General features: G+C 41.6%; 22 protein-coding genes and 4 tRNA genes. 15 read left to right on the top strand and 11 right to left on the bottom strand.

Annotated elements, in window-relative coordinates; genetic code table 11:
- The first annotated feature begins 15 nt into the window (after positions 1 to 15).
- The 3 genes from rplQ (at position 16) to FTU13_RS03450 (ending at position 3,021) form a co-directional block, all read left to right on the top strand.
- On the top strand, positions 16 to 381 hold the full coding sequence (gene rplQ, locus FTU13_RS03460; RefSeq protein ID WP_005012953.1) for a 50S ribosomal protein L17: 366 nt from the start codon (positions 16 to 18) through the stop codon (positions 379 to 381).
- Positions 382 to 597: 216 nt separating this feature from the next.
- On the top strand, positions 598 to 2,088 hold the full coding sequence (locus FTU13_RS03455) for an NAD(P)/FAD-dependent oxidoreductase (RefSeq protein ID WP_180126825.1): 1,491 nt from the start codon (positions 598 to 600) through the stop codon (positions 2,086 to 2,088).
- Between the two features lie 135 nt (positions 2,089 to 2,223).
- Positions 2,224 to 3,021 (top strand): alpha/beta fold hydrolase, encoded by a 798-nt coding sequence (locus tag FTU13_RS03450; protein ID WP_373423863.1) that lies wholly within the window; start codon positions 2,224 to 2,226, stop codon positions 3,019 to 3,021.
- Between the two features lie 44 nt (positions 3,022 to 3,065).
- Here FTU13_RS03450 and FTU13_RS03445 read toward each other — a convergent pair whose 3' ends face one another.
- Complete coding sequence (locus FTU13_RS03445) at positions 3,066 to 4,238, bottom strand: acyl-CoA dehydrogenase family protein (RefSeq protein ID WP_180126823.1); 1,173 nt, start codon at positions 4,236 to 4,238, stop codon at positions 3,066 to 3,068.
- Positions 4,239 to 4,419: 181 nt separating this feature from the next.
- On the opposite strand from FTU13_RS03445, the gene FTU13_RS03440 reads away from it, so the two are divergent.
- The 5 genes from FTU13_RS03440 to FTU13_RS03420 all read left to right on the top strand — a co-directional run bounded on the left by FTU13_RS03440 (position 4,420) and on the right by FTU13_RS03420 (position 9,647).
- Positions 4,420 to 4,677 (top strand): succinate dehydrogenase assembly factor 2, encoded by a 258-nt coding sequence (locus tag FTU13_RS03440; RefSeq protein ID WP_078189264.1) that lies wholly within the window; start codon positions 4,420 to 4,422, stop codon positions 4,675 to 4,677.
- Positions 4,670 to 5,056, top strand: a complete 387-nt coding sequence (locus FTU13_RS03435; RefSeq protein WP_111885419.1) for a hypothetical protein — start codon at positions 4,670 to 4,672, stop codon at positions 5,054 to 5,056. The genes FTU13_RS03440 and FTU13_RS03435 overlap by 8 nt, the downstream gene beginning before the upstream one ends.
- A gap of 519 nt (positions 5,057 to 5,575) precedes the next feature.
- A complete protein-coding gene (locus FTU13_RS03430) occupies positions 5,576 to 6,640 on the top strand; it encodes a hypothetical protein (protein ID WP_180126821.1) in 1,065 nt (354 codons plus the stop codon).
- Between the two features lie 41 nt (positions 6,641 to 6,681).
- The gene (gene rrtA, locus FTU13_RS03425) at positions 6,682 to 7,254 is read left to right on the top strand and encodes a rhombosortase (RefSeq protein ID WP_180126819.1); all 573 of its coding nucleotides are present in this window, start codon (positions 6,682 to 6,684) and stop codon (positions 7,252 to 7,254) included.
- Between the two features lie 191 nt (positions 7,255 to 7,445).
- The gene (locus FTU13_RS03420; RefSeq protein ID WP_180106927.1) at positions 7,446 to 9,647 is read left to right on the top strand and encodes a TRAP transporter large permease subunit; all 2,202 of its coding nucleotides are present in this window, start codon (positions 7,446 to 7,448) and stop codon (positions 9,645 to 9,647) included.
- 87 nt (positions 9,648 to 9,734) lie between these two features.
- Here FTU13_RS03420 and FTU13_RS03415 read toward each other — a convergent pair whose 3' ends face one another.
- The 5 genes from FTU13_RS03415 to rnr form a co-directional block, all read right to left on the bottom strand.
- Positions 9,735 to 10,610, bottom strand: coding sequence for a DMT family transporter (locus tag FTU13_RS03415; RefSeq protein WP_180126817.1), 876 nt, complete (start codon positions 10,608 to 10,610; stop codon positions 9,735 to 9,737).
- 66 nt (positions 10,611 to 10,676) lie between these two features.
- Positions 10,677 to 11,114 carry a hypothetical protein gene (locus FTU13_RS03410; RefSeq protein WP_180126815.1) on the bottom strand — a complete coding sequence of 146 codons (438 nt, stop codon included), beginning with the start codon at positions 11,112 to 11,114 and terminating at the stop codon, positions 10,677 to 10,679.
- 16 nt (positions 11,115 to 11,130) lie between these two features.
- Positions 11,131 to 11,340 carry a YheV family putative zinc ribbon protein gene (locus FTU13_RS03405; RefSeq protein ID WP_171256675.1) on the bottom strand — a complete coding sequence of 70 codons (210 nt, stop codon included), beginning with the start codon at positions 11,338 to 11,340 and terminating at the stop codon, positions 11,131 to 11,133.
- 40 nt (positions 11,341 to 11,380) lie between these two features.
- Positions 11,381 to 13,420, bottom strand: coding sequence for a M3 family metallopeptidase (locus FTU13_RS03400; RefSeq protein ID WP_180126813.1), 2,040 nt, complete (start codon positions 13,418 to 13,420; stop codon positions 11,381 to 11,383).
- A gap of 161 nt (positions 13,421 to 13,581) precedes the next feature.
- On the bottom strand, positions 13,582 to 15,999 hold the full coding sequence (gene rnr / locus FTU13_RS03395; protein WP_180126811.1) for a ribonuclease R: 2,418 nt from the start codon (positions 15,997 to 15,999) through the stop codon (positions 13,582 to 13,584).
- 268 nt (positions 16,000 to 16,267) lie between these two features.
- Here rnr and FTU13_RS03390 point away from each other — a divergent pair.
- The 3 genes from FTU13_RS03390 to FTU13_RS03380 all read left to right on the top strand — a co-directional run bounded on the left by FTU13_RS03390 (position 16,268) and on the right by FTU13_RS03380 (position 16,571).
- A tRNA-Ser gene (locus FTU13_RS03390) sits at positions 16,268 to 16,357 on the top strand.
- 15 nt (positions 16,358 to 16,372) lie between these two features.
- Positions 16,373 to 16,449, top strand: a tRNA-Arg gene (locus tag FTU13_RS03385).
- 45 nt (positions 16,450 to 16,494) lie between these two features.
- Positions 16,495 to 16,571: transfer RNA gene (locus FTU13_RS03380), tRNA-Arg, on the top strand.
- Here FTU13_RS03380 and FTU13_RS03375 read toward each other — a convergent pair.
- The gene (locus FTU13_RS03375) at positions 16,534 to 16,746 is read right to left on the bottom strand and encodes a hypothetical protein (RefSeq protein WP_180126809.1); all 213 of its coding nucleotides are present in this window, start codon (positions 16,744 to 16,746) and stop codon (positions 16,534 to 16,536) included. The genes FTU13_RS03380 and FTU13_RS03375 overlap by 38 nt on opposite strands.
- A 354-nt stretch (positions 16,747 to 17,100) precedes the next feature.
- Between FTU13_RS03375 and FTU13_RS03370 the strand changes: the two genes are divergently transcribed.
- Positions 17,101 to 17,177: transfer RNA gene (locus FTU13_RS03370), tRNA-Arg, on the top strand.
- Positions 17,178 to 17,270: 93 nt separating this feature from the next.
- Here FTU13_RS03370 and FTU13_RS03365 read toward each other — a convergent pair.
- Positions 17,271 to 18,575, bottom strand: a complete 1,305-nt coding sequence (locus FTU13_RS03365) for an SRPBCC family protein (protein WP_180126807.1) — start codon at positions 18,573 to 18,575, stop codon at positions 17,271 to 17,273.
- Positions 18,576 to 18,738: 163 nt separating this feature from the next.
- On the opposite strand from FTU13_RS03365, the gene FTU13_RS03360 reads away from it, so the two are divergent.
- Both FTU13_RS03360 and FTU13_RS03355 read left to right on the top strand, forming a co-directional pair.
- The gene (locus FTU13_RS03360; protein WP_180126804.1) at positions 18,739 to 19,236 is read left to right on the top strand and encodes a YcxB family protein; all 498 of its coding nucleotides are present in this window, start codon (positions 18,739 to 18,741) and stop codon (positions 19,234 to 19,236) included.
- A gap of 32 nt (positions 19,237 to 19,268) precedes the next feature.
- The gene (locus tag FTU13_RS03355) at positions 19,269 to 19,910 is read left to right on the top strand and encodes a fumarylacetoacetate hydrolase family protein (RefSeq protein WP_180126802.1); all 642 of its coding nucleotides are present in this window, start codon (positions 19,269 to 19,271) and stop codon (positions 19,908 to 19,910) included.
- 53 nt (positions 19,911 to 19,963) lie between these two features.
- On the opposite strand, the gene FTU13_RS03350 is transcribed toward FTU13_RS03355, so the two are convergent.
- Positions 19,964 to 20,737 carry a tetratricopeptide repeat protein gene (locus tag FTU13_RS03350; RefSeq protein ID WP_180126800.1) on the bottom strand — a complete coding sequence of 258 codons (774 nt, stop codon included), beginning with the start codon at positions 20,735 to 20,737 and terminating at the stop codon, positions 19,964 to 19,966.
- Between the two features lie 96 nt (positions 20,738 to 20,833).
- The gene (locus FTU13_RS03345) at positions 20,834 to 21,649 is read right to left on the bottom strand and encodes a helix-turn-helix domain-containing protein (protein ID WP_180121484.1); all 816 of its coding nucleotides are present in this window, start codon (positions 21,647 to 21,649) and stop codon (positions 20,834 to 20,836) included.
- A gap of 103 nt (positions 21,650 to 21,752) precedes the next feature.
- Here FTU13_RS03345 and FTU13_RS03340 point away from each other — a divergent pair, with 103 nt between their 5' ends.
- Entirely contained in the window at positions 21,753 to 22,682 is a 930-nt protein-coding gene (locus FTU13_RS03340) for a DMT family transporter (RefSeq protein WP_180126798.1), read from the top strand.
- A 53-nt stretch (positions 22,683 to 22,735) separates the two neighbouring features.
- On the opposite strand, the gene FTU13_RS03335 is transcribed toward FTU13_RS03340, so the two are convergent.
- The gene (locus FTU13_RS03335) at positions 22,736 to 23,983 is read right to left on the bottom strand and encodes a YihY family inner membrane protein (protein WP_180126796.1); all 1,248 of its coding nucleotides are present in this window, start codon (positions 23,981 to 23,983) and stop codon (positions 22,736 to 22,738) included.
- Between the last annotated feature and the right edge of the window lie 37 nt (positions 23,984 to 24,020).

Genomic DNA, 24,020 nt, shown 5'->3' with positions numbered 1-24,020 from the left:
AGTAGGACTATCACCATGCGTCATCGTAATAGTGGTGTGAAATTAGGCCGTACAAGCAGTCATCGTAAAGCGATGTTCCAAAACATGGCTAATTCTTTGTTCGAACACGAGTTAATTAAAACTACTGTTCCTAAAGCAAAAGAATTACGTCGTGTTGCTGAGCCTTTAATCACTTTAGCTAAAGTCGATTCTGTAGCAAACCGTCGTTTAGCGTTTGCTCGTACTCGTTCAGCTGCAACTGTTGGTAAATTATTTACCGTTCTTGGCCCTCGTTACAAAGAACGTAACGGCGGTTATCTACGTGTTCTTAAAGCGGGCTTCCGTGCAGGTGATGCTGCACCGATGGCTTACGTTGAGCTAGTAGATCGCGAAGTTAACTAATTTCGTGAAGAGCAGCGTACGTTGTTCTAAAAAAGGTCGGTTTTTAACCGACCTTTTTTAATGTCTGAAATTTTGTATTGGCTGTATATTGTTAGACAATAATTCAATTTGTCCTTAAAAGATAAAAATAAAACGCCTTTTGCTTAAACTTGACATTGTGCATTGTCAAAAATGTGATTTAATAAATATAAATCTAAGATAGGTTAAAAGAACAACATGGAAAAACAAGTTGATATTCTCATTGTAGGTGCAGGGATTTCCGGTGTAGGTTTGGCTGCGCATCTTTCAAAAAATTGTCCAAATCGTTCATTTGAAATTATTGAACGTCGTGAAAGTTTCGGTGGAACATGGGATCTATTTAAATATCCGGGTATTCGTTCTGATTCGGACATGTCAACTTTTGGCTTTAATTTTAAGCCGTGGAAAAAATCTAGTGTGCTTGCAGACGGGCCTTCGATTAAAGGCTACCTATCTGAAGTGATTGATGAATATAAAATCAAAGAAAAAATTCATTTTCAACATCGTGTTGTGAGTGCAAATTACGACTCACTGACTCGTAAATGGTCTGTTGTTATTGAAGATGCGAAGAAGAAACAACAAACTTGGGTTGCAAATTTCGTCTTTGGCTGTACAGGTTATTATAATTATGACCAAGGGTTCCAACCTGAGTTTAAAGGGCAGGAAAACTTTAAAGGTACCTTCATTCATCCACAACATTGGCCTGAAAATTTTAATTATGCAGGCAAAAAAGTGGTGATTATTGGTAGTGGCGCAACAGCGATTACACTGGTACCAGCTATGGCAAAAGGCGGTGCAGGGCATGTGACTATGCTACAGCGTTCTCCAACCTATATTGCCTCAGTACCTTCTATTGACATCATTTACGACAAAATGCGTAAAGTATTACCTGAAGATGTTGCTTATAAACTTACCCGTGCACGAAATATCGGTGTCCAACGGGCTGTTTATGCTGTTGCACAAAAGCAACCTAAATTACTCCGTAAATTTTTATTAAAATCAATTGAGTTGCAGTTGAAAGGTAAAGTAGATATGAAGCACTTTACCCCAGATTACAATCCTTGGGATCAGCGCCTTTGTGTGGTGCCAGATGGTGATTTGTTTAAAATTTTACGCGATGGCCGTGCATCTGTTGAAACCGATCAAATTGAAAGTTTTACTGAAAATGGCATTCAATTGAAATCAGGTAAACATCTTGATGCAGATGTAGTAATTTCTGCTACAGGTCTCAACATTCAAATTTTAGGCGGCATTAGTGCCACAATCGATGGACAGCCACTGAATACCTCAAAACATATGTTATATCGTGGTGTGATGGTCAGTGATGTACCCAATATGGCGATGATTATTGGCTATATTAATGCTTCATGGACTTTAAAAGTCGATATTGCTTCTGAATACATCTGTAAATTGATTAACTATATGGATCAAAATGGTTATAACCAAGTGATTCCACAAGGCGATGCGACCGAGTTGTTAGAAGATACCGTAATGGGAAGTTTGACGTCAGGCTATATTGCACGTGCAGCAGATGTGATGCCAAAACAGGGTAAACATGCACCGTGGAAAGTCAGCAATAACTATTTGGCAGATCGTAAAGAATTAAAGCATGCTTCATTTGAAGATGGAGTGCTGAAATTTGAAAAAAAGTCTGATCAAGTGGCTGCTAAACCCAGATTAGTTTCTTAAGTCTATTACATAAAAAAGGAGCATGATGCTCCTTTTTTTTTACTTTAGATGTGTGACTTTAGGGTTTTATTTGATGCGTATTATTTGTTGAAAAATATATCATGTTGAAAATAAGGAAATGTACACAGGGTTAATGTGAATATTCAAGAACATTCAGAATTTATAAAATTAAATGATTATGAGCTATATATTAAAGCTTGGCAGCCTGAAACAGCAGATAATCATGCAACTTTGGCTCCGATTATATTGATGCATGATTCTCTAGGCAGTGTGGATTTGTGGCGTGATTTTCCTGCGCAATTGGCTGCTGAGTCTAGCAGAACGGTAATAGCGTATGATCGCTTGGGCTTCGGGAAATCATCAGCGAGCCCTGATGCATTAAGTACTGATTTTGTCTATGCCGAAGCACAGCAGGGCTTTAAGGCGCTTCTTCAACATTATTTTATTCAACAGTTTATCGTGATGGGGCATAGTGTTGGCGGAGGAATGTCTGTGGTTATTGCCAGTGAATATACTGAACAATGTCGAGGTCTGATTACCATATCAGCACAGTATGAAGTAGAAGAACTCACATTATCGGGTATACGTGAAGCTAAAACAGGGTTTGCGCAGCAGGGACAGCTTGAACGCTTGGCTAAATATCATGGGGATAAAGCCCAATGGGTTTTGGATGCTTGGACTGAAACTTGGCTCTCACCGAGTTTTAGTCAATGGAACCTCGAGCAATATGTTGGAAAAGTACAGTGTCCAAGCTTGATCATCCATGGAGAACTGGATGAATACGGGACGACAGCACAAGCTCAGAAACTTTTTTCGGGTATACAAGGTGATGCTGAACTAGAGATTTTGGAAGGGCTTCATCACATGCCGCACAAAGAGCAACCTGCTTTGGTCACTGCACTGATCTGTGATTTTGTGAATGATTTAAGTTGATATCGAAAGAATGAAAAAAGCCCATCAGATGATGGGCTTTGTTGTTATAAAGAGCGGGAAATCAGCTCTTTCATAATTTCATTGGTACCTGCATAAATACGATTGGCTCGATTGTCGATATAAGCCCGTGCAATTGGATATTCAAGCATATAGCCATAGCCACCATGCAACTGCAGACATTCATCCACAACTTTGGAAAACATTTCTGAAATTTTGTATTTAGCAGCGGCTGCAGCGTCAATACCGAGCTGTTCCTCAAGTTGTAGTTCCATACAGCGATCTAGATAAGCTCGACAAAAATCGATCTCAGTACGTAGTTCTGCCAATTTAAAACGGGTGTTTTGGAAACTTGATACGGTCTTGCCAAATGCCTTACGTTCTTTGGTGTATTGAACTGTGTGCGCAAAGGCTGCTTCTGCACCGGCTTGGCAAATAATCGCAACCAACATGCGCTCCCAAGCCAATTCCTTCATCAGCATCATAAAGCCCATACCTTGCATGCCGAGTAAGTTGCTTTTAGGGACGCGGACATTATCAAAGAACAGTTCACAGGTATCCTGACCTTTCATGCCAATTTTGTTTAAAGGTTTGCCTTTACTAAAACCGACGCGATCTGCCTCGACGATAATTAGCGATAAATTAGCTGAGCCTTTTTCACTATTGCCTGTCTTACAGACCACAATCGCCATGTCACATAAATAGCCATTGGTGATAAAAATTTTTGACCCATTAATAATATAGTCATCACCATCTTCTGTAGCAGTTGTGCGTACGGCTTGTAGGTCTGAACCTGTGCCCGGTTCGGTCATTGCAATGGCAGTCACGGTTTCGCCAGAAGCCATTTTCGGCAGCCAATGCAGCTTTTGTTCTTCATTGCCAAAGTTATGAATATAATTGGCCACGATGTCGGAATGCAGTGAAAAGCCAGTAGAGGAGTCCATGGCATAGGCCTGCTCTTCAATCAGAATCATGCTATAGAGTCGGTCTACACCATAGCCGCCATAAGCTTCGGGCATGGTCGGGCAAAGCAAGCCCATGGCACCGGCTTTATTCCATAAGTCACGGTCAACATGTTGTTGTTTTTCATATTTTTTGATATTGGGCACAACTTCTTTTTCATAAAATTTTCGTACTGTTTCACGAAATGCATCATGTTCTGCATTAAATAATTGACGTGGCAGCATGTTGTTGAGTGGGCGAATCGCTCCAGATTGCATTTTGAATATCCTATTCATTTTTATGGCTTTGTCTCAACTTATAAGATGCAGCGTGTGACTACAATGTGCAGAACATTCAAAAGCAAGAATTGCGATGAAGGATTCGGTCAATCTTTGAAAACACTCCACTTCAATGGGGAGGATGAGTTACACTAGACGGGTTCAACGATTGGGGAAGACAATGACTGATGAAATCAGCTTAGAAGAGCGTAAAGTGATCTACCGTGCACGTCGTGGTTTAAAAGAGATTGATGTTTATTTTGATCCCTACGTCAAAAATTACTATTTACAAGCAGATGCAGCTGAAAAAGACATGTTTGCAGAACTCGTTGCTGCAGAAGATCCAGATTTGTTGGATTGGTTTATGGAAGTTAGTGAACCGCCACGTCCTGAATTAAAAACGTTTATTCAAAAATTAAAACATTACGTTCATGGATAATCGGCAATTCAAACTGAAACGCAGTTTTTTATCGCATGCGTTTCAGTTTTTTATTTTTGCGGTATTGATGACGCTGCTTTATCAGTTACTAACACCCATGCTTTGGGGGATATTTTTTCTCATCGGGCTAGTGGTTTATGTTCTGTTTTTCCGTAAGCATTTACACGTCACCAGTCTAGAATATTTGGATGGAACTGATTGGTCTTTGCAACGACTGAACCGTCCGGTGCAACGCGTTCAAATAAGCCATATTTTGGATCATCAAATGTATATCGTGGTGTATTTTATGCATGCGCGTGCAAAACCGGTGATTATTTGGCGCGATCAATTGTCATTGAAACAGTGGAAATCACTCAAAGTATTGGCCAAAATGATCTAATTGTTAGACAGCCTTATTTTTTAAAATTCAATAAAATGCAAATAATTCATTATCTTATCTTGTAGGTAAAATAATCTTGTCTGACAGGATTGGATTTTATTGGCAAAATATTTAAATTGTCTGACAATTTTAAGATGTGCGGTGATTCTCTGCCTATATATTAGCCTTACCAACAGCCGTTAAAGGAAATCATCATGATGATGCCAACTTGGATGTTTCTGGTAATAGCGATTGTGTTAGCAATTGTTATAGGACGACTAGGAACAGTGCTGAAGGAACAGTTAACTCAAAAATAAGCAGTCAAACGCTTTCACAGTTAATAAGTAGCATGTGCCGAACCGTCGCTATGCTACTTTTTTTTGCCTAAAATTTAGTCTTTCTAAAAAATCAGTCAATTGCATTCAGCGTGATTCGTGGCACAGTGTGTCGTTCAAATTAGAGCAAATACTCTTTTATTCATTTTTTGCTTCTGATATGTTTGTCGTGATGGACATAAACACAATTATAGAGGACAGGAAAATGTCGAGCGTCCAAAAAATATGCCAGGGTGTGGCAGTTGTAGCAATAACAAGTACATTATTCGCGGGTTGTTCGCAGGTTGTAAAAACCGGTGCTAATGTTGCACTCGGATTTACCGAAAAACATATTGTGCCACCAATTTTAGCCATGGAAGATGCTGAAATGGTGTGTAATTCAGGTAATTCATTAACTCCAGCCATTATGGCCACCAAAGATATGGGCGCAGACCCAACACGTGTGGCTGTGTTGATGTATTCAGCAGCAGGGATTTGTGCAGAACAAAAAGCCTTAGATGCAGAGTTACGCTATTTACGTGCATCTAAAGCTAACCAAGTATCCGAAGCACAGGATGCTCGTGTTGAGCAAAAGCGTTGGGCGGCACTTGCTGCACAGCGTCAATATACCGGCTATCAATTATTTCAAGATCGTTTTGAAAAGAAGTATAAGAAAAGTCTAGGTGAAGGCTGTCCAAAAATGAACAGCGACATTGACCAAACAGTGTATATGTTGGGAATGTTAAGTGGCTTACAGGCCATGACCAATGATATTAACTCAGGTGGGGCGGTAAACGTTCCGAAAGACATTGCTGCGATTGTTGAACGCGGTATGGTGTGTCTGAATAATGAAAAATTCTGGGGCGCACCAAATGCAACCCGCGCTGTGATCTGGACGTTATTGCCGGGTGCTGGAGATGGAAAACCTGATCCATACCAAACCTTAAAACAATCCGCGCAAATTGGTGAGCAAAAAGGCGTGAGACTGTCTCATGCGTTATATGCGGTAGCTGCACAAGCCAGTGGCGATGATGCGAAAATCCGTGATGCACTACGTACCTTTGCACAAGCGCGTAGTGATGAAAAACCTGTTAACCCGCAATTTAAGCTTATCGATAGTATGGCTGAAAGCATGGTGAAAGGGATTTCAGATCGTTATTGGACTGAACATACAGGCGTTCGTACCGGTGATGATGGTATGGAACATTTCTGGGATGAAAGTGCCAATAGTTCAGAACTCGATGATTTGTTTAGTGGCGATGCTGAAACCAGTGGTGCTGCAACAAATTAATAAAGCATGTAGTCCAAATGTGAGGTACAGGAGGAGCGAAAATGAAAACACAATTTTTAATTCCGAAAATTGTCTTTCTTGCCGTATTCGTTTCGATCTGTGCCTCGCTACAGGTATTTAAAGACTATTTTATCTACTGGCAAGATGATTTATTTCATGACTTTTGGCGCTTATGGACGGCCCATTGGGTTCATGTTGGTTGGATTCATTTTGCTTTAAATATGTTGGCCTTTATCTGCTTACCGTTTATTTTTCCAAGAGTTTCAATATGGCACTTTGTTGCCATCTTATTGATTTTATCCCCTTTAATCAGTCTAAGTTTCTATTTTTTCCTTCCCGATATTGAAGTCTATGCAGGATTATCTGGTGTCTTGCATGGCGCTTATGTTGGAGTCGCTTGCGTACATTTAATGTATAAGCGGGAGCGAAATTTTGCAGCCTTTGTTCTCTTGCTGATTTTGGCAAAATTGGTCTGGGAAAATACCGTGGGGAACACCGGAACGGCAGAATTAATAGGAAGCCCCGTTTTAGTCGAAGCTCATTTATTGGGGGTGATTTGGGGCATTGTCATCGCCGTGTTTTATCTTATTGGTAATTATTTCTGGGATCGCTAACGCACTTTAGGTGATTGGGTTGACAAAAAAAACCGAAAAGAAAATACATATTGTCATTTTAATGTTTTGAATATTGATGCAAATTTAAACGTAATAATAAAACAGTTAGGTCAGGGAAAGGAACTTCTCGAGCCGATAAGGAAAAGGATGCTTAGCCCCGCTAGGCTCCAAAATAAAAAATAGGAAGACTCATGCAAAATGATACACAAAACAGATCCGGCATCGTCGGGCTGTTAAGGTATGTCTGGACAGAATGGATTTCGACTCTAGTCGTGTTGATCTTGCTTCTGCTTACATTGATTATCGGGACAGGGGAGATGATTCATGGTCAGCTTCTGCGTACTGGTGAGCGTTTGTATGGTAATGAAAGCATTGGGATGCAGTATTCATTTTTACGTGCAGAACCGACCAAGCCAGATTGTGACCGCCACCCAGATGTAGAAAAAATGGTGCAAACGCAAATGAAAGCCAATGCGGCTGACGAATTTGCTGACATTTTTGGTACAGCATCTGAATCCGATGTACGTGCATCGGTCATGGCAGGTGTACAGCAATGTGAAGAAAAATTCCAATTTTATGACAAAGCAAAAGCTTATTTAGATGAGCATCCAAGTATTCGTACTTATCGTGCGATTGAAACGACATTCTTTGGCATCTTTAAATTTGGTTCCGAAAACCGTGTATTGATTCTTTTACTGATGGTCTTGGTGTCTGCCATTACTGCTTCAGTGAAGTTCCATCATATTGGTCTACGTGCGCCAACAACACGCTTGGATTATAAAGTCTATGCTTTATTCATGGCGATTGGTAATGGTCTATTAACTTTCTCGGTGTATAGTCAGTTTAATTCAGTCCTGAATTCTGGGGTAAAATCGACCACGGAGACATTGGCTGTATATTGGTTGTGGCTAGCCCTGTTTGGTATTGTCACCCTCATCAGTATTTATCAATTTTTTAAACCACCTGCTGCGAAAGAGCCGGGGCCGGGGAATATTGGTTTTGCACTATTGAGTGTACCGCTGTATGCCTTTATGGCGATTATTACGGGTGTGGCGTTTACCTTCTTTATGGACTATCCAATGGGTCAGGGGATTTACCTTGGACAATTGGTTGAATTCTCTGGGATTTTCCTAAACCTTGCATTGTTTATTTGGGCCGGGATGTTATTGACCCAAACGCGCGTGATGGATTTGTTCTTAGGAATTTTACGTCCATGGAACTTAGCACCTGAGACTTTGACGTGGTTAATTCTGATTGCTGCGGCGATTCCAACTGCTTATACCGGTGCTTCAGGGATTTTCGTTGTGGCAGCCGGTGCAATTATTTATAAAGAAGTGTGGAACTCTGGCTCTCGTCGACAGTTCGCACTCGCTGTATCTGCAATGTCAGGTTCCTTAGGTGTGGTCATTCGTCCGTGTCTATTGATTATCTTGATCTCGATGCTTGATAGCCGCCATGTCACCTCAGATGAACTATTTGATCACGGTATCTATGTGTTCTGGCTCACAGCATTCTTGTTCTTGGGTATTTCACTGTTCTTGGCAGAAACACGTTTCCGTGTGGCATCGCCGAAAGTGGCTATTCCGGGCATGCTCAAAGCATTCATTCCTGTGATTCCGTATATCGTACTGACCTTGCTTGTCATTGCTTTCTACAAGTACGGTTTAGATACGCAAATGGATGAATTCACCGCACCTGTGGTTCTACCGATTATTCTGATTGTTTACATTATGTTTGATCGTTGGTTTGCAGATCGTTTTACTTCGCAAACTGTAGATGCACATGAACAACTCAGCTTACAACATGAGCAAAGTTCTGAGTTCATGCGTGAACATGGTGGACATGGGGCTAACCGTCGTGGTTTCGGTAGTTCAATTTGGTTTGCCTCTTCAGAAACGGTTGGACACATTGGCGCATTAATTATCTTAATGGCCTTGTCGGCAAGTGTCGGCGGTTTGATTGAACGTACAGAAATCGTTGAATTATTACCAACGCATTTGGGCAATATCTATATTTCATTGGCCTTTATCGCATTGTTGTTGGCGATTATTGGTATGACGACAGATCCATTCGGGGCAGTGATTTTGGTTGCAGCAACGATTGCACCAGTAGCTTATGAAAATGGTATTCATCCGATTCACTTCTGGATGATCGTTTTGGTTGCCTTTGAGCTCGGTTATGTTTCGCCACCTGTAGCGCTGAATCACTTGTTGACACGACTCTCCGTCGGGGATGAGGAGGTGCGGGCAGCAGATGCAGAAGCAAAAGCCCAATACACCAATTTCTATTATCGCTATGAACGTTGGATTTTACCGATCCTTGTATTGTTCCCAGCTTTGGTGATCGTGACTTATGCTCCTTATATTCTGAAACTGTTTGGTTGGTACCAATAAGTTCGCAGTGAGCCATTAAAAAAGCACCTTCGGGTGCTTTTTTTATTGAATAAGGGGCTGTGCGTTTGAAGGTAAATGAATGGATATTTATGACTTTTTAAACTTATTTTGTAGGAACGGACTACATAGCAAAATCGCTAAAAATATAAAAGCAAAACCGAATAGGCTGTAAATATCTGGCAATTCTTGCCACAGTGCAAAGCCCCAAATACCCGCAAAAATAATCGCGATATAGTTCACGGGGCCAATTTGACCTGCGGGTGCAAGCTTATAGGCATTGGACATAAAAATTTGACTGATATTGGCCAAAAGCCCCGCTGTAATCAGAAAAGCAAACTCCTTGAAACTATAAGGACGCCAAAGCCAGAACATCGGGATCATGGAAATGAGTGTGCCAAAAAAGCAGAAATAAAACACGATGCGTTCAGGTGGTTCAGTTGCTGTAAGGGCACGGACAGTGACAAATGCCATGGCTGCCAAGAAGCTTGCGGTTAGTCCGATCAGTGATAACTGATTGAACATTCCTGCATCGGGCTTTGCGACGAAGAGCACGCCGATTAAACCAATGACTGCGGCAATGAGCATACTCAGGGTCATTTTTTCTTTTAAAAATAACCATGCAATTAAGGGGATGAAGATCGGCGAGGAATAGGTGAAGACCATGGCATTGGAGAGTTTTAAGTGGGCAATGGCATAAAAAAAGCCATACATTGCCACCAAGCCTACAATTGAACGCCATGTATGCATCCACAATTTTTCAGTTCTAAAAAATGTGCTGCCCTTTTGTAGGATCAAAGGTAGAAAGATCAATAAGCCAACCGCATTGCGAAAAAATACGATGGTGGCATTATCTACTGTGTGGGATGCGTAGCGTATACAAACCCCCATAATGGAAAAAAGCAGCGCTGATAGCATGAGAAAGCCAATTGCTTTGGGGATATTTTGTGGTGTAGTAGTGGACATAACAAAAAGGCTAGAAAATCTGATGATATTCTAGCCTATAAGTACGCATGGTGTAGCAGAAGTCGGTTATTTTGCTTGTTGTGCTAACTGTGCTTCGAGTAATTTAATTTGTTCTTCTTTCAGTTTAATCAGCTCATCTGCATCTGAATGTTGCTGTTTTAAGCTTTGCTCCTGATCATTCAATTGTTGTTGAATGTCATTTAATTTGGCAATTTCCTCTTTGGCTAAAGAGGCATTTTCAGGCACAGCTGCATCTAAAATGTCTTCTTCGACCAATTTAATGGTGTCAGTCTCTGCGGTAGTGACTGATGCTTCAGTTTCAGATTGGACAGGGACTGCAACAGGCGGTTTAGCTGGTGCAGCGACCATTTCTTCTTGAAGTTCAGATTTATCTGCCGTACTGCTGCTTAACCATTGATATGCAAAAAAGATAGCAATCAATAACGTTAAGCCCCCAATGATTCCAACTAACAGTTTTGGATTATTTCTTTGATCTTCTGTCATTGCTTGACCTTAATTTTTATTTAGGCTGACGTGGCTTAAATTGGATCACACCGATATCGTCTGGCACGGCGGGTTGTTCAGGTTGATCGACATGAGTCGGTCGATTTTCACTGTAACCACAATCAATGCATTCGATCCATTCGTCTTCGCCAGAGGTCAGCATGACAACCCGGTCCATCGCTTGGCATTTTGGACATTTTGCACCTGCAATGAAGCGTCGTTTAATGGTCATCATACTTACCTTGAATCTAACTAAGGTCCCTAGTTTAAGCGTTTTTAGATGCGTTCGTCCAACCTTGATGACGCAGCAAAGCATCTATTTTTGGCTCGCGTCCGCGGAAATTGATAAATGCGTCAAGTGCCGTATCTTTTCCGCCAACTGCTAGAATAAATTGTCTAAACGACTTGCCAGTCGAAGTATTAAAAATTCCTTCATTTTCGAATCGGTCGAAGGCATCACTTGCCAAAACCTCTGCCCATTTGTATGAATAATAACCAGCAGCGTAACCACCTGCGAAGATATGACTGAAACCATGTTGGAAACGGTTGTATGAAGTGGTGGGTGCAACTGCATATTTTTGACGAATATCATCTAAGGTTTTTTGGATGCCTGTAGCGTCCAAAGCAGGGTTGGCCTTATGGATATTTAAGTCAAACATGGCAAATTCAATTTGACGTAAAGTTTGCATCCCAGACTGGAAGAAACGTGCATCTTGCAGTGCTTTTAGCAGATCGGCTGGTAAAGTTTGTTTTGATTCGATATGTTCACTGAGTAAATCTAAACTTTCTTGATCCCAAGTCCAAAATTCCATGAATTGACTTGGTAGCTCTACTGCATCCCACGCCACGCCATGGGTACCAGCCACAGCAATATTATCGACTTCAGTGAGCATGTGATGTAAGCCATGACCAAATTCGTGGAACAACGTCGTTACTTCATCATGGGTAAGTAAAGCAGCTTGCTCACTGACAGGTGGGGTAAAGTTGCAGACCATGTAGCAAATTGGTTTTTGTAGACCATTTTCAGTTTGCATGCGTGAACGGAAGCCGCTCATCCATGCGCCGCCACGTTTCCCACTTCGTGCATACAGGTCAAAGTAGAAACCGCCAATCACGTTGCCTTGATCTTCAAGTTCAAAGTAACGTGCATCGGGATGCCAAACAGGCGCTTCGCGCTCGATCACATTGATGCCATAGAGACGATTTACAATGCTGAACAAGCCTTGAATAATCTTAGGTGCAGGGAAGTAGGGCTTCAGGTCTTCTTGTGACAAATTAAACTGTTGAACTTTGAGTTTTTCTGAGTAGAAAGTGGCATCCCACGGTTGTAACTCAGTGATACCGTCTTGCGCTGCAATGGCTTTCAGTTCAGCGATTTCTTTCTCTGCTGGTACACGCGCATGTTCTGCCAGTTCAATCAGGAACTGATCTACAGTTGCCACATCGGGTGCCATTTTGCTTGCCAAGGACAATTCGGCGTAATTGTTAAAACCAAGCAGGCTAGCCATTTCCAGACGTAGCTTCAATATTTCTTCCATGACCGCTGTATTGTCAAATTCAGCAGCGTCTGCCTGATCAGAAGCACGTGTGGTATAGGCTTTATAGAGTGCTTCACGTACTTCGCGGTCTTCTGCATAGGTCATAATGGCAATATAAGACGGGAAGTCGAGTGTGGCTACAGCCTGTTTGAGTTCGCGTTGCTGACCATATTGTTTCAGAAGTTCAATACTGCCTTGAGGTAGTCCTTTGAGCTGCGCTTCAGTTAAAGGTTTGAAGTAGGCTTGGGTGGCATCCAATACGTGATTGGAAAAGTCTGATGATAACTGTGAAAGTCGTGCAGAGATTTCTGCATAACGTTTTTTCGCTTCACCTTCTAAGGCCACACCTGAAAGTTTAAAATCTCGTAACGCAAGTTTAATCGCGCTTTGCTGTGCTGCAGGAAGCGTGTCGAATACACTGTTGTCATGTACATGCTGATACGTTTGATACAACACTGTATGTTGACCTAGCTGCGTATAGTACTCACTCAGGCCAGGTAATAAAGATTGATAGAGTTCACGAGTTTCAGCATTATTCATCACAGCATTTAGATGCGAGAGCACACCCCAAGCTTCACTCATATTATTTTCAAGGTCATCGACCTGTTCTAACGTATTCAGTTGTTTTTGTACCGAATCTGGAACAACCGTCAGTTCATTTAGAAATTGTTGACCGTGTTGAATCGCATTTTGAATTTTTTCTTTGAGTTGATCTAAGGTAATTTGATCAAATTGAGGAACGGGCAAAGTTGCCTTTTCTAAAGTCATATTTTCTACTTCATATAAATCCTGAGTTATTTATAGATGTAGGGTTTGTTGCAGGTTAAATCAAGACTAAATCAGGAATTATTCATCTTCTGCAGAGGTCGAGAAGTCTTCACTGACCTGAAGAATCAAAAAGAGCGCCGAAGCGCTCTTTTCTTTCAACCTTAATCCGCAGCTGATTTAGCATTGGATTTTTTCTTTTTCGGTTTAGATTTTTTCTTCACTTTATCATTAGCCTTCGCTTCAGATTTGCTTGCAGATTTTTTAGCAGGCTTTTTACCGAATGAACTGGGCTTAGATTTCGATTTTTTGCGTCGTATGGGTTGTTCTCCATCTTCAGCAGCGTTGGTTTTACGCTCTGAAAAGACTTCTTCTTTGGCTGTAGGCTTTGCAACACGAGGGGCACGCGCTCGAATAGCACGACCTGCATGGCTCAATTGTTGAATCAATTCAAAGTCAATTTTGCGCTCTTCTAGGTTTACACCAGCGACTTTAATTTTCACTTCATCGCCTAGACTGAAAACTTGACCGCGAGATTGACCAATTAAGCTCTGACTTGGTTGGTCATAGACAAAGAAGTCATCACCCAATTGGCTGACGTGGATCATGCCATCAACATATAAGTCTTTGAGCGTTACAAACAGGCCAAATTCAGCAGTCGCACTGATAGTGCCGACAAACTCTTCACCCAAATGTTGCTGCATGTAATGGCACTTCAACCATGTAGTGACAGAACGTGATGCTTCATCTGCACGGCGCTCAGTCGCAGAGAAGTGTTCACCAGCATCATCCAGCGAAGCGCCAGAAATTGGGTAAGGTTTTTTCTTTAATTGTGCTTTGATGGCACGGTGAAGTAACAAGTCTGGATAACGACGGATTGGAGATGTGAAATGCGTATACGCTTCATAAGCCAAGCCAAAGTGACCAGCATTGTTCGCGCCATAATAAGCTTGCATCATTGAACGGAGTAAAACGGCATGAATACTTGGAGCATCAATACGGTCTTTGGTGGCATCGATTACGGCTTGATAGTCAGCTTGAGTCGGCTGTTCAGGGAATGGCAGCCCCAATAACTTCACAAAATCACGAACCTTTTGAATACGTGAGAACTCAGGTGGCTCATGCACACGGTACAGCATCGGAATTTCATTCTTTAAAGCATACTCTGCCGCTGCAACGTTTGCCAACAACATACATTCTTCAATCAGTTTGTGTGCATCATTACGGCTACGCGGTAGGATTTCGTTAATACCGCCTAGCTCATCAAAGGTCATATAGGTTTCAACGGTTTCAAATTCCATCGCGTGGCGTTCAGCACGTAAGCCTTTCAACACTTGATACAACTGGAATAAGGTATTGACCGATTTACGCACATCACGGTCTTCAGGAATGGCTTGACTATTACCCTCAAAATATTCGGCAACTTGGGTATAGGTCAAACGAGCTTTTGAATGCATCACACCTGGGTAGAATTCAAACTTAGTAACACGACCTGCGCGAGATAAGTTTAAATCACAGACCATACATAAACGGTCTACGTGTGGGTTCAAAGAACATAAACCATTCGACAGTGCCTCAGGCAACATCGGCAATACAAAATGAGGGAAGTACACCGATGTACCGCGCTCTTGAGCTTCGTCATCGAGCGGTTTACCCGGACGTACATAATGGCTGACATCGGCAATTGCCACCACAACGCGATAACCACCACCCGGACGTTTTTCCGCATACACGGCATCATCGAAGTCGCGTGCATCTTCACCATCAATGGTGACAAGTGCTAAATCACGTAAATCGACACGACCTTCACGGTCTTGTTCTGATGGTTCTTTAAAGCTGTCGGCTTCTTGTTGTACCGCTTCAGGGAATTCGTAAGGTAAACCAAACTCTAAAATGGTTTGTGGAATAATAATTTCAGTGTCTGCTTTATCAGCCATCGACTGAACAATATGACCTGTCGCAAATTCTTCTTTGGTTGGGTAGCTGTCAATCGCAATACGTACAGAGTCACCGAGTTTGACTTTGGCATGCTCGATTAATTCTCTTTCTAACGTAATCGGTTGGTGTGCATTGGGATTTGCCGGCTGAATAAAATATTCACCTTCATACTCAGACACTTTACCAATAATTTCTTTGACACGATGCTGTAGAACTTCAGTAATAAAGCCCCATGCTTTGCCTTTACGGTCTACCGAAGTTTGGCGGACTTTAACACGGGCACCATTAAACACCTGACGTAACTCACGCTCAGGAAGTAAAAGGTCATCTTCACCGCTAATATTGGCTGTGCCTAAACCTTTTGAGTTGATATAAACCGTTGCTTCATGAGTCGGTTGCTCAGCTGCAAGCTGGAACTTAAATCCATCTTTCATCAACTGACCATCTCGAACCATCGCAATCAGACGATGACTCAGTGCATCAATACTTTTTTGATCGGCAATTTCAAAATGTTCTACAAGATCGGCATGCGACATTGCAGTTTTCAGTTGTTCAATCGTCTCTTGAATTAGAGTACGGCTTGGAATTGGATTGTCATAACGTTCGGCTTCAGCTTTTGCTTCAGGGTCGACCCAGTTTTTCATATGTATTTGGCTTCAAATCAGAAGATTAGGATTAGCATAAGTCATGCAAGCAGATACTGCACGCAATTGATTGCAATAAAGTGTTTTATGCCGATATTTTATAATGTCTAAAGCTGAAAAGTAGGGGATAGCAGCGCGTGCTGAACTAATTTTGCGCTAATTTTTTGAAAATCGTTTAAAAAATATCTAATTGAGTAAAAAAATGAAAAAAATATAACGACTGTGCTTGCAGTCGTATCATGATCTTTGTATTATGGCGGCACGTTACGGTGAGATGGGTGAGTGGCTGAAACCACATCCCTGCTAAGGATGCATACGGGCAACTGTATCGAGGGTTCGAATCCCTCTCTCACCGCCACGATTTACTTATGTCGCGCTCATAGCTCAGCTGGATAGAGCACTTGGCTACGAACTAAGGGGTCGGGAGTTCGAATCTCTCTGAGCGCACCAATAAGTAAATCTGAAAACGTAGTCTTTTAAGACGACACAAGTTACGCGCTCATAGCTCAGCTGGATAGAGCACTTGGCTACGAACTAAGGGGTCGGGAGTTCGAATCTCTCTGAGCGCACCAACTTGAACAAATTACCGCACATGTTGCGGTTTTTTTGTGCTTGTGATTTATCGCTTTGATATAGCTGTCTTTTGTCTTTTGTCTTTTGTCTTTTGTCTTTTGTCTTTTGTCTTTTGTCTTTTGTCTTTTGTCTTTTGTCTTTTGCTTGGATTGTATAAAAAAAATCTTTTGTCATAAGACAACCCATCAGTAAATTTCAATTTTGCTTATCTTCTATAGATAACCCTTTTTTCAGATATTCATAGTGATGCAATTTTTTTAAATCTAAGTTTAAAAAAGAATTGAGTGAGTTAAAGCAGTGACTCAATGATGTCGATAGATTTGTTATCTATCTTGAGCATTTATACATGAGTATTGCTAAGTTTAAATTCCAAACTTGTGATGCAAAAGCCATTAAAAAAGTAAATCTAGCTGATTTTTAGCGTGTTTAAAGGGTAATTGTTTATTTGCTGTGCGTTTGGTTAAATTTATATGAAAAAGCTCTTAACAAAAAATAAAAATCACGTATAATGAGCCTCATCAAGACGTCGCGCTCATAGCTCAGCTGGATAGAGCACTTGGCTACGAACTAAGGGGTCGGGAGTTCGAATCTCTCTGAGCGCACCAACTTGATCAAGATTGAAAAAACCGCACATGTTGCGGTTTTTTTGTGTCTAAAATATAGCTAAAACCAATAAATTCAGCTCATCAATCAAGGTTCTAATTTAACTTCTGTTTAACTTTGAGTGCAAAGACCGTATTTCCGCCTAAAGCCGGCAACATGTCGTGATACGGCATACTGCGCATGGCGCGAAGTAAAAACGGTGCTTTGTCATCAATCTTCACCGCACTGGTCAATTGTAATAACGATCCTTGTTGTAAGGGGCGAATATGCATTGCACCTCGGACAAACTTTAGGTCTCCACCGGTTGCGGTATATTGATTTTGCAGTAAGTCTGGGTAGTTAAAACGCATTTTAAAATCAAAGGGAATATTGATCACGCCTAAACCCACCGAAATTTTATAGTCGGCATCCATGAGGTGCGGATTAATTTTCTGCACTTGCATATGTTTAACTTGTCTTGGAAATAAGTGCTTGAACGAAGACACATTAATCCAGCGCTGTAAGCTCGAAGGCTCTTGTGCATAATATTGAAAACTGGTGCTAAAGCGCATCAATTCATAATTTTGCCCAAAGGGAACGCGCTGCGCTGCCAAAATAAAGGACACAGGTTCTTTCGAGCTTTGACTTAATTGGGTGACTTTGTCGAGTTGGGAGGCATTTAATTTGAGTTCAGGCAATTGATTTGCAGCGAGAGTTTCACTACTAAAGGCTTTAAATCGGCGCTGTAATGATTCCAGTAAAAAACCATTGGTTCCCGCAGGAATCCCTAATTTGGCATCGGGTAAGGCATTTAATATTTTGCTAAACAAAAAACCTTTAGGCTGATTTAAATCGCCCCATTGGGTCACACTAATCAATGTGTGTTGTGCATCGATCTCAAACCATTCAATTTTTCCTGCACCAAAGGGCACTGGTGCTTGCAGAACCAAACTATTAATGCTGTTGTGATCAATTTGGTGCTGCATCACCACGGTTTCTTTAAAGTTTAAAACCGGAATTGGTGTTGGAATATGGATGCGATATTCAACTTGGCTGGTTGAACCTTGCTGTTGCAAAACCTCAGCAGATTTTAGCGTGGGAAATAAGCCGGCATAGTTTGGATAATTACTGAGTAATCTCGCCACATTTTTGCTGTTGGTTGGGACAACCACAGCGGCACTTTGAAATTTACCAACGACTTTTTGGCCTCCTTTCATCGTGGGCAAACTAATCTGTTGTGAGGGATGCGCAAAAATCACGATGTGATCACCAGCAAGATTGGCCAAGGCTTTGGCATTGCCATTAAACAAGTCCAAACTACTAGGAATTTGGGGTTGCCATTGAACGAATTTGGCCCAACTGGTCGATATGCTCAGTCCACTCAGAAACACCAGTACCATGATTATTTTTGTTATCTGCATGTCACATCCTGCGTATGCAATCTTTTATTTGTTGCTGTTTTTAACGTATTTCTAGAGGGAAGGGAAGTAGTGAAGTGTTACAACCGACCATTAAAAAGCATGAAGCAAGTTTGAATTGTGGTGTAGTATTTAGCGCAATTCATTTTTAAATATTCATACGCTTATGTCTGAGAATCTACCTGCATTATCGCTGCGCTATTTTTTAAATCTAGAAGAATCACAGGATGGTTTTGCACTAGCAACTTTTGGCAAAAAGCAATTTACGCGTTTTTTAACGCCAGCCATTAGCCTTGGGATTATCATCTGGGGTTTTTACCTAGGTGTAAATGGTGTCGGTGCCTACTATGTTGGTCTGGGTGCTTTCTTTTTACTCCTTCAAGGCATCATGCGTTATTGGTTTTTACCGATGATGTTTAAACGCCAGTTTGTAAAATACCAATTAGGCAAAAGTGAACAAGGTATTGATTTATTTCAAGACTATGCAGAAATTCATGCCAATGGTCGTAAGAATGTCTTTCATTATGCTGAAGTGGCCAATTTTGCTGAAGGCAAATTGACCTATATGCTTGAACTGAAAAATAAAACCGTGATTATTGTGCCGAAAAGTGCATTTAAAAATACTGCGGACCAAGCGACTTTTAGCAATACTTTTCAACACTAAGACAATCTATTCATAACAAAAGAGGGAGTAGTATGCAGTCACGTCCATCTAAAATTGTTTGCGTCGGTCGTAGTTATGCAGATCATGCCAAAGAATTAGGCAATGCAATTCCTGACCGTCCTGTACTTTTTATGAAGCCGCCAAGTGCATTAACCGCATTAGACCAAGGCATCTCATGGAATCCTGCATGGGGCAGTTGTCACTATGAATGCGAATTAAGTTTACGTATTGATCGTCCTTTATCGGCTGAAACTGATCCTCTCAAAGCCTTAGAAGCAGTTGGAGCTTTGACTTTGGGCCTAGATCTGACTTTGCGTGATCTACAAGATGACTTAAAGAAAAAAGGTCAGCCGTGGGAACGTGCCAAAGCTTATGATGGTTCTTGTATCCTTGCGGATTGGGTCGATGTCCAAGAGGTGGTTCAAGATTGGAAAAATGTGCATTACACCTTGCATGTCAATGATGAACTGCGTCAGAACGGTGATACTGCATTGCTGATTTTTGATGTGGGTACATTACTGGCCGATATTAGCCAAGTATTTAGTCTTGAAGTGGGTGATGTGGTCATGACGGGTACGCCTGCGGGTGTTGCGGCACTACAGTCAGGTGAGCAGTTGAAAATGACCCTGAAAGGCAAAAATCAGGATTTTGTTTGGACAACTTTTGTCAAATAATCTGTGAACGAAATACAAAAAAGGCTGCTTAATGCAGCCTTTTTTTGATTGATCTATTCAGTGCTGCTTGATTGCGGTGGCTCATTCGGTTGTAAAGGGCCGGTGTCTTTCCATGTTTCATAGGTCTCGGCCATATGCTGTGAGTCGGTGTCTCCCAATGCACCTGCTTTGGCATACCATTGTCGCGCTTTTTCACCATCTCGAATATCATAATGATAATAATGTGCCATTTTCATCGCCGCGTCAGCATCTTGCCCTTGTTCTGCGGCATAGCTTAAATATTCAGCTGCTTTGTCGGGTGTAGACGTAGGATGTTCAGAAAAATAATGTTGATTTCCCAAGACTTTGATCGCTTCGACATTCTTTTGGTTGGCAGCTTTTTCATACCAAATTTGCGCTTGGTGCTTATCTTGAATTAAGCCTTTTCCCGTGTCGTACATCCAACCAACGGTATATTCAGCAGCAGGATCATGAGTCTTTTTTGCAAGGTCTAGCACCCAGTGTGCAAGGAAAATATTGCCATCTTGCTGCATCTTTCGAATCACTTGATCTGCATGTGGGTTGCCTTGATAGGCTTGAGTCATCAACCATGCGAATGCGTCCGTAATGCCTTGATCCGCAGCAGCTTTGTACCAATGTACACTTTGTTCGATATTTTGTTCTGTTCCCGTTCCACTGAGGTATAAATCACCCACTTTCATTGGCGCAGTCGCATCACCACTTTGAGCTATTTTGAGCGCGGATTTAAATTCACGCTGTTCTTTGGAACTACAAGCCATTAAAAATACGGCAGATAAACACAGCGCTAAAATGGTTTTTTTATTCATTCGAAATGGAGTCTTTATCATTCTTCGTGGATTTTTTGATCTTAACGGATTGTTGAATCACTTTATAGAGACACTTATAGCTAAATTTAAACACATTTAGGGCTTTAAAGCGGATTTCCTAAACTGATCTGGGGTGCAAAGCATCCATTTTTTAAACATATTTATAAACGCTGAGGCATTGGCATAGCCAAGTTCTAAGGCAATATTTTCGACGGTTTGGCCTGCGTTGAGCATGGACATGGCTTTCATGACTTTGAGACGTTGTCGCCATTCATGCAGGGACATCCCAAGTTCTTTTTGACAATAACGCGCAAGAGTACGTTCCGTCATATTTATCCGCTGTGCCAATTGCTCAAGCGCGCTCTGATCTGCAGGATGTTGATGTAAATAATCAAGCAGCTGTTTGAGGGCAGGGTGATCCGAATGCGGTAAATAACTACTGACCAGTTTGGCTTGATGCAGTTGATCTAAGATCACATGGAGTAAGCGTTGATACTCGGCCGTATTTTCCATGAGATCGGCTTGTTGATGCAACAGACGCAAATGGCTGAATATCGCTGTAACTAAAGGTGAGCTGAGTAAAATCCCCGGTTGTTTCGGCAAGTGGGTGCATAGAGATTCATGTACATATAAGGTGCCATGTGAAACTGCAGTACGATTTAAACCACTATGTTCTAAGTGTGGGGGAAGCCAAATGCCATAAGGTGGTGGGGTAATATAGTCTATCTGGTTGATGTTCACTTCCATTACGCCATTAAAGGCATAGACAAACTCGCCCCAAGCATGTCCATGAACGGGATAAACAGACAGTGCAGGATCGTCACGAAAACTGATCCACAGTGCTGCTTGAATTTCATCGTTGGTGGGAAGTTGTTGCAACTGCGTATGATCTGCACGAGCTTTATGACGCATGAAAAATTTTGCCTGAATAAGAAGATCACTTGTCTATTTTGAAGTATATATTTTATTTCTGACAGTTCTATAGTGTTGCTTATCGTATTGTCGAGTAAATAGTGTGGAACAGCGTAAGGCGCTAGATGCAAAAGCTTCTGGTTTGATGATTATTTTGTGCATGATTTTAGGGATTCAACAGGTCATTTTGAAATTGGCCGCGGTTGATATTGCGCCGATCATGCAAATTGCCATCCGATCGGGTTTGGCTGCGCTGTTGGTCTTTCCACTGATTCGTCTTAAGCCGGGGACACATTTATATACTCGAGAATACTTGCTGCCGGGTATCTGGTTGGCGTTTTTATTTTCAGCCGAATTTATTTTAGTGGCAGAATCCCTGCACTATACCTCTGCATCACATACCGTTGTCTTGCTCTATACCGCACCGATATTCGTGGCACTAGGTTTACATTGGAAGTTGCCTGAAGAAAAGCTTACAGCGATCCAATGGGTCGGTATTTTTATTGCCTTTTCAGGAATAGTACTGTCGTTTATGGGACGTGAAAGTAGTACTACAGTCAACACTCAAGCCCTGTTGGGTGATGCGATGGCATTACTTTCTGGGGTGATGTGGGCCTTGACCACCATTTCATTAAGACTCACCAAACTCTCTGATGCACCTCCGACTCAGACCTTGTTTTATCAGTTGGTTGGTGGTTGTGTATTTTTATTACCCGTGGCGTGGCTGACAGGACAAATGACTGTACATTGGACGGTGTTGTCCATCAGCAGTATGATTTTTCATGTGCTCATTATTTCATTTTTTAGCCTGATGCTTTGGTTTTGGCTGTTAAGTAAATATCTGGCCAATGGTCTGGGCGTTTTTTCATTCCTTACCCCAATCTTTGGACTGGTCTTTGGCGTATTGATCTTAAACGAAACGATTGAACTGAATTTTATCTTGGGGACGGCCTTAGTAATGGTCGGAGTGATGACGGTAACCTTGCATCGGTGGTTGTCTAAATTGATGGGACGTCAGCGCACAGCGACCTAAGATCATGTATAAATAAAAAAGGAGAGCTACGGCTCTCCTTTTTTTATTTACGCTTATTTTTTTTCAAAAATAGTCGCAAGTGGAATCGAGAGTTTGGCCGCGAGATAATCATCCGATTCGACCAGTTGCAGCCCAATTTTTTCCATCCAAACATCATCTGGATCGACGCGACCTAAATCTTGCCGTTTAGGGAGCGGATAGGGCAGCTTACTGTAAAAACTCCAAAAGTCCACTTGGGTTAAATTACGAACTAAAACATAATGATCATCATCTGTACGTTTAATCAGGTGTTGCTCTTCAAACAATAAAATATAGCTTGGCAGGCGGCCGATTTCATCACGCCCTAAAACCTCAAGCGCTTCTTTTTCTGTCACGCTCTGACCGAGTTTTTGCTTTTTATAAAATAATTCAAGCAAATCCATCAACATAATAACAGGATGACGTTTTTGGTCGTTGCCCGAATTGAAAGCTGTCAGTGCATAACTAATTTCTACCCCAATCAGTACGATATTCCATGAAAGGAATATCCAAAGCAGGAAAATTGGCACTGCAGCAAAAGCACCGTAAACGATTTGATAACTGGTGAAATTTGACATGACAAAACCAAAGAGGTTTTTGAGTAATTCAAATACCACGGCACTAAAGACACCCGCGATCAACGCCGCCTTAATCGGCACACTGCGGTTGGGAATCGTCCAATACAGAATGAAAAAACCTAAAATGGTCAATGAAAAAGACAAGATCCACAGCAGAAAAGCCCCATCCAGTTCATAGCCGGCAAAATTATTGCTGAGGACATTCATAGAGGCCAAGGTAGATGACACAACAAATGCGCTACCCAGTAAGATTGGGCCTAATGAGATAATAGTCCAATAGCGCATAAAGCCAATAATGCCGCCACGTGTCTCACGCACCCGCCAAATTCGGTTAAATACTGTCTCAATGCTGGTCAGCATCATAACTGTGGTAATGAATAAAAACAGTACACCAATAACAGTCAGGTTACTGGATTTATCGGTGAATGCATTCAGTGCTTTATCAAAAGCAATTGTCGTTTTCGGTAGGAAATTACTATAAATCAATTGTTGAAGCTGTTGACGAGCAGGTTCTAAAGCTTTAATTGAGGAGATGATGACCAAGAATACGGTCAACATGGGTACCACTGCAAACAAGGTGGTATAGGTTAATGATCCTGCTTGTTCACGGCAGCGATCGGCTTCAAAACGTCGAATGACAAATAAAACAAACTGAAACCATTTCTTGTCGTAAAAGGGAAGTTTTTTTAAAAATGCTTCGATCATTCGTTCAAGTCTCGAGTTATTTTAGTCATGTTTATGC

The organism is Acinetobacter sp. YH12064, assembly GCF_013419735.1.
Taxonomy (GTDB): domain Bacteria; phylum Pseudomonadota; class Gammaproteobacteria; order Pseudomonadales; family Moraxellaceae; genus Acinetobacter; species Acinetobacter amyesii.
This window is presented reverse-complemented; position numbering and strand designations above follow the sequence as displayed.

Bases quoted from the DNA above. Each gene is read 5' to 3' on its own strand.
- FTU13_RS03440 (WP_078189264.1), top strand. From the start codon at position 4,420: ATGACTGATGAAATCAGCTTAGAAGAGCGTAAAGTGATCTACCGTGCA.
- FTU13_RS03445 (WP_180126823.1), bottom strand. From the start codon at position 4,238: ATGCAATCTGGAGCGATTCGCCCACTCAACAACATGCTGCCACGTCAA.
- FTU13_RS03400 (WP_180126813.1), bottom strand. From the start codon at position 13,420: ATGACTTTAGAAAAGGCAACTTTGCCCGTTCCTCAATTTGATCAAATT.
- FTU13_RS03435 (WP_111885419.1), top strand. From the start codon at position 4,670: ATGGATAATCGGCAATTCAAACTGAAACGCAGTTTTTTATCGCATGCG.
- rplQ (WP_005012953.1), top strand. From the start codon at position 16: ATGCGTCATCGTAATAGTGGTGTGAAATTAGGCCGTACAAGCAGTCAT.
- FTU13_RS03430 (WP_180126821.1), top strand. From the start codon at position 5,576: ATGTCGAGCGTCCAAAAAATATGCCAGGGTGTGGCAGTTGTAGCAATA.
- FTU13_RS03345 (WP_180121484.1), bottom strand. From the start codon at position 21,649: ATGCGTCATAAAGCTCGTGCAGATCATACGCAGTTGCAACAACTTCCC.
- FTU13_RS03420 (WP_180106927.1), top strand. From the start codon at position 7,446: ATGCAAAATGATACACAAAACAGATCCGGCATCGTCGGGCTGTTAAGG.
- rrtA (WP_180126819.1), top strand. From the start codon at position 6,682: ATGAAAACACAATTTTTAATTCCGAAAATTGTCTTTCTTGCCGTATTC.
- FTU13_RS03365 (WP_180126807.1), bottom strand. From the start codon at position 18,575: ATGCAGATAACAAAAATAATCATGGTACTGGTGTTTCTGAGTGGACTG.
- FTU13_RS03335 (WP_180126796.1), bottom strand. From the start codon at position 23,983: ATGATCGAAGCATTTTTAAAAAAACTTCCCTTTTACGACAAGAAATGG.
- FTU13_RS03455 (WP_180126825.1), top strand. From the start codon at position 598: ATGGAAAAACAAGTTGATATTCTCATTGTAGGTGCAGGGATTTCCGGT.
- FTU13_RS03355 (WP_180126802.1), top strand. From the start codon at position 19,269: ATGCAGTCACGTCCATCTAAAATTGTTTGCGTCGGTCGTAGTTATGCA.
- FTU13_RS03410 (WP_180126815.1), bottom strand. From the start codon at position 11,114: ATGACAGAAGATCAAAGAAATAATCCAAAACTGTTAGTTGGAATCATT.
- FTU13_RS03360 (WP_180126804.1), top strand. From the start codon at position 18,739: ATGTCTGAGAATCTACCTGCATTATCGCTGCGCTATTTTTTAAATCTA.
- FTU13_RS03350 (WP_180126800.1), bottom strand. From the start codon at position 20,737: ATGAATAAAAAAACCATTTTAGCGCTGTGTTTATCTGCCGTATTTTTA.
- FTU13_RS03415 (WP_180126817.1), bottom strand. From the start codon at position 10,610: ATGTCCACTACTACACCACAAAATATCCCCAAAGCAATTGGCTTTCTC.
- rnr (WP_180126811.1), bottom strand. From the start codon at position 15,999: ATGAAAAACTGGGTCGACCCTGAAGCAAAAGCTGAAGCCGAACGTTAT.
- FTU13_RS03375 (WP_180126809.1), bottom strand. From the start codon at position 16,746: ATGACAAAAGATTTTTTTTATACAATCCAAGCAAAAGACAAAAGACAA.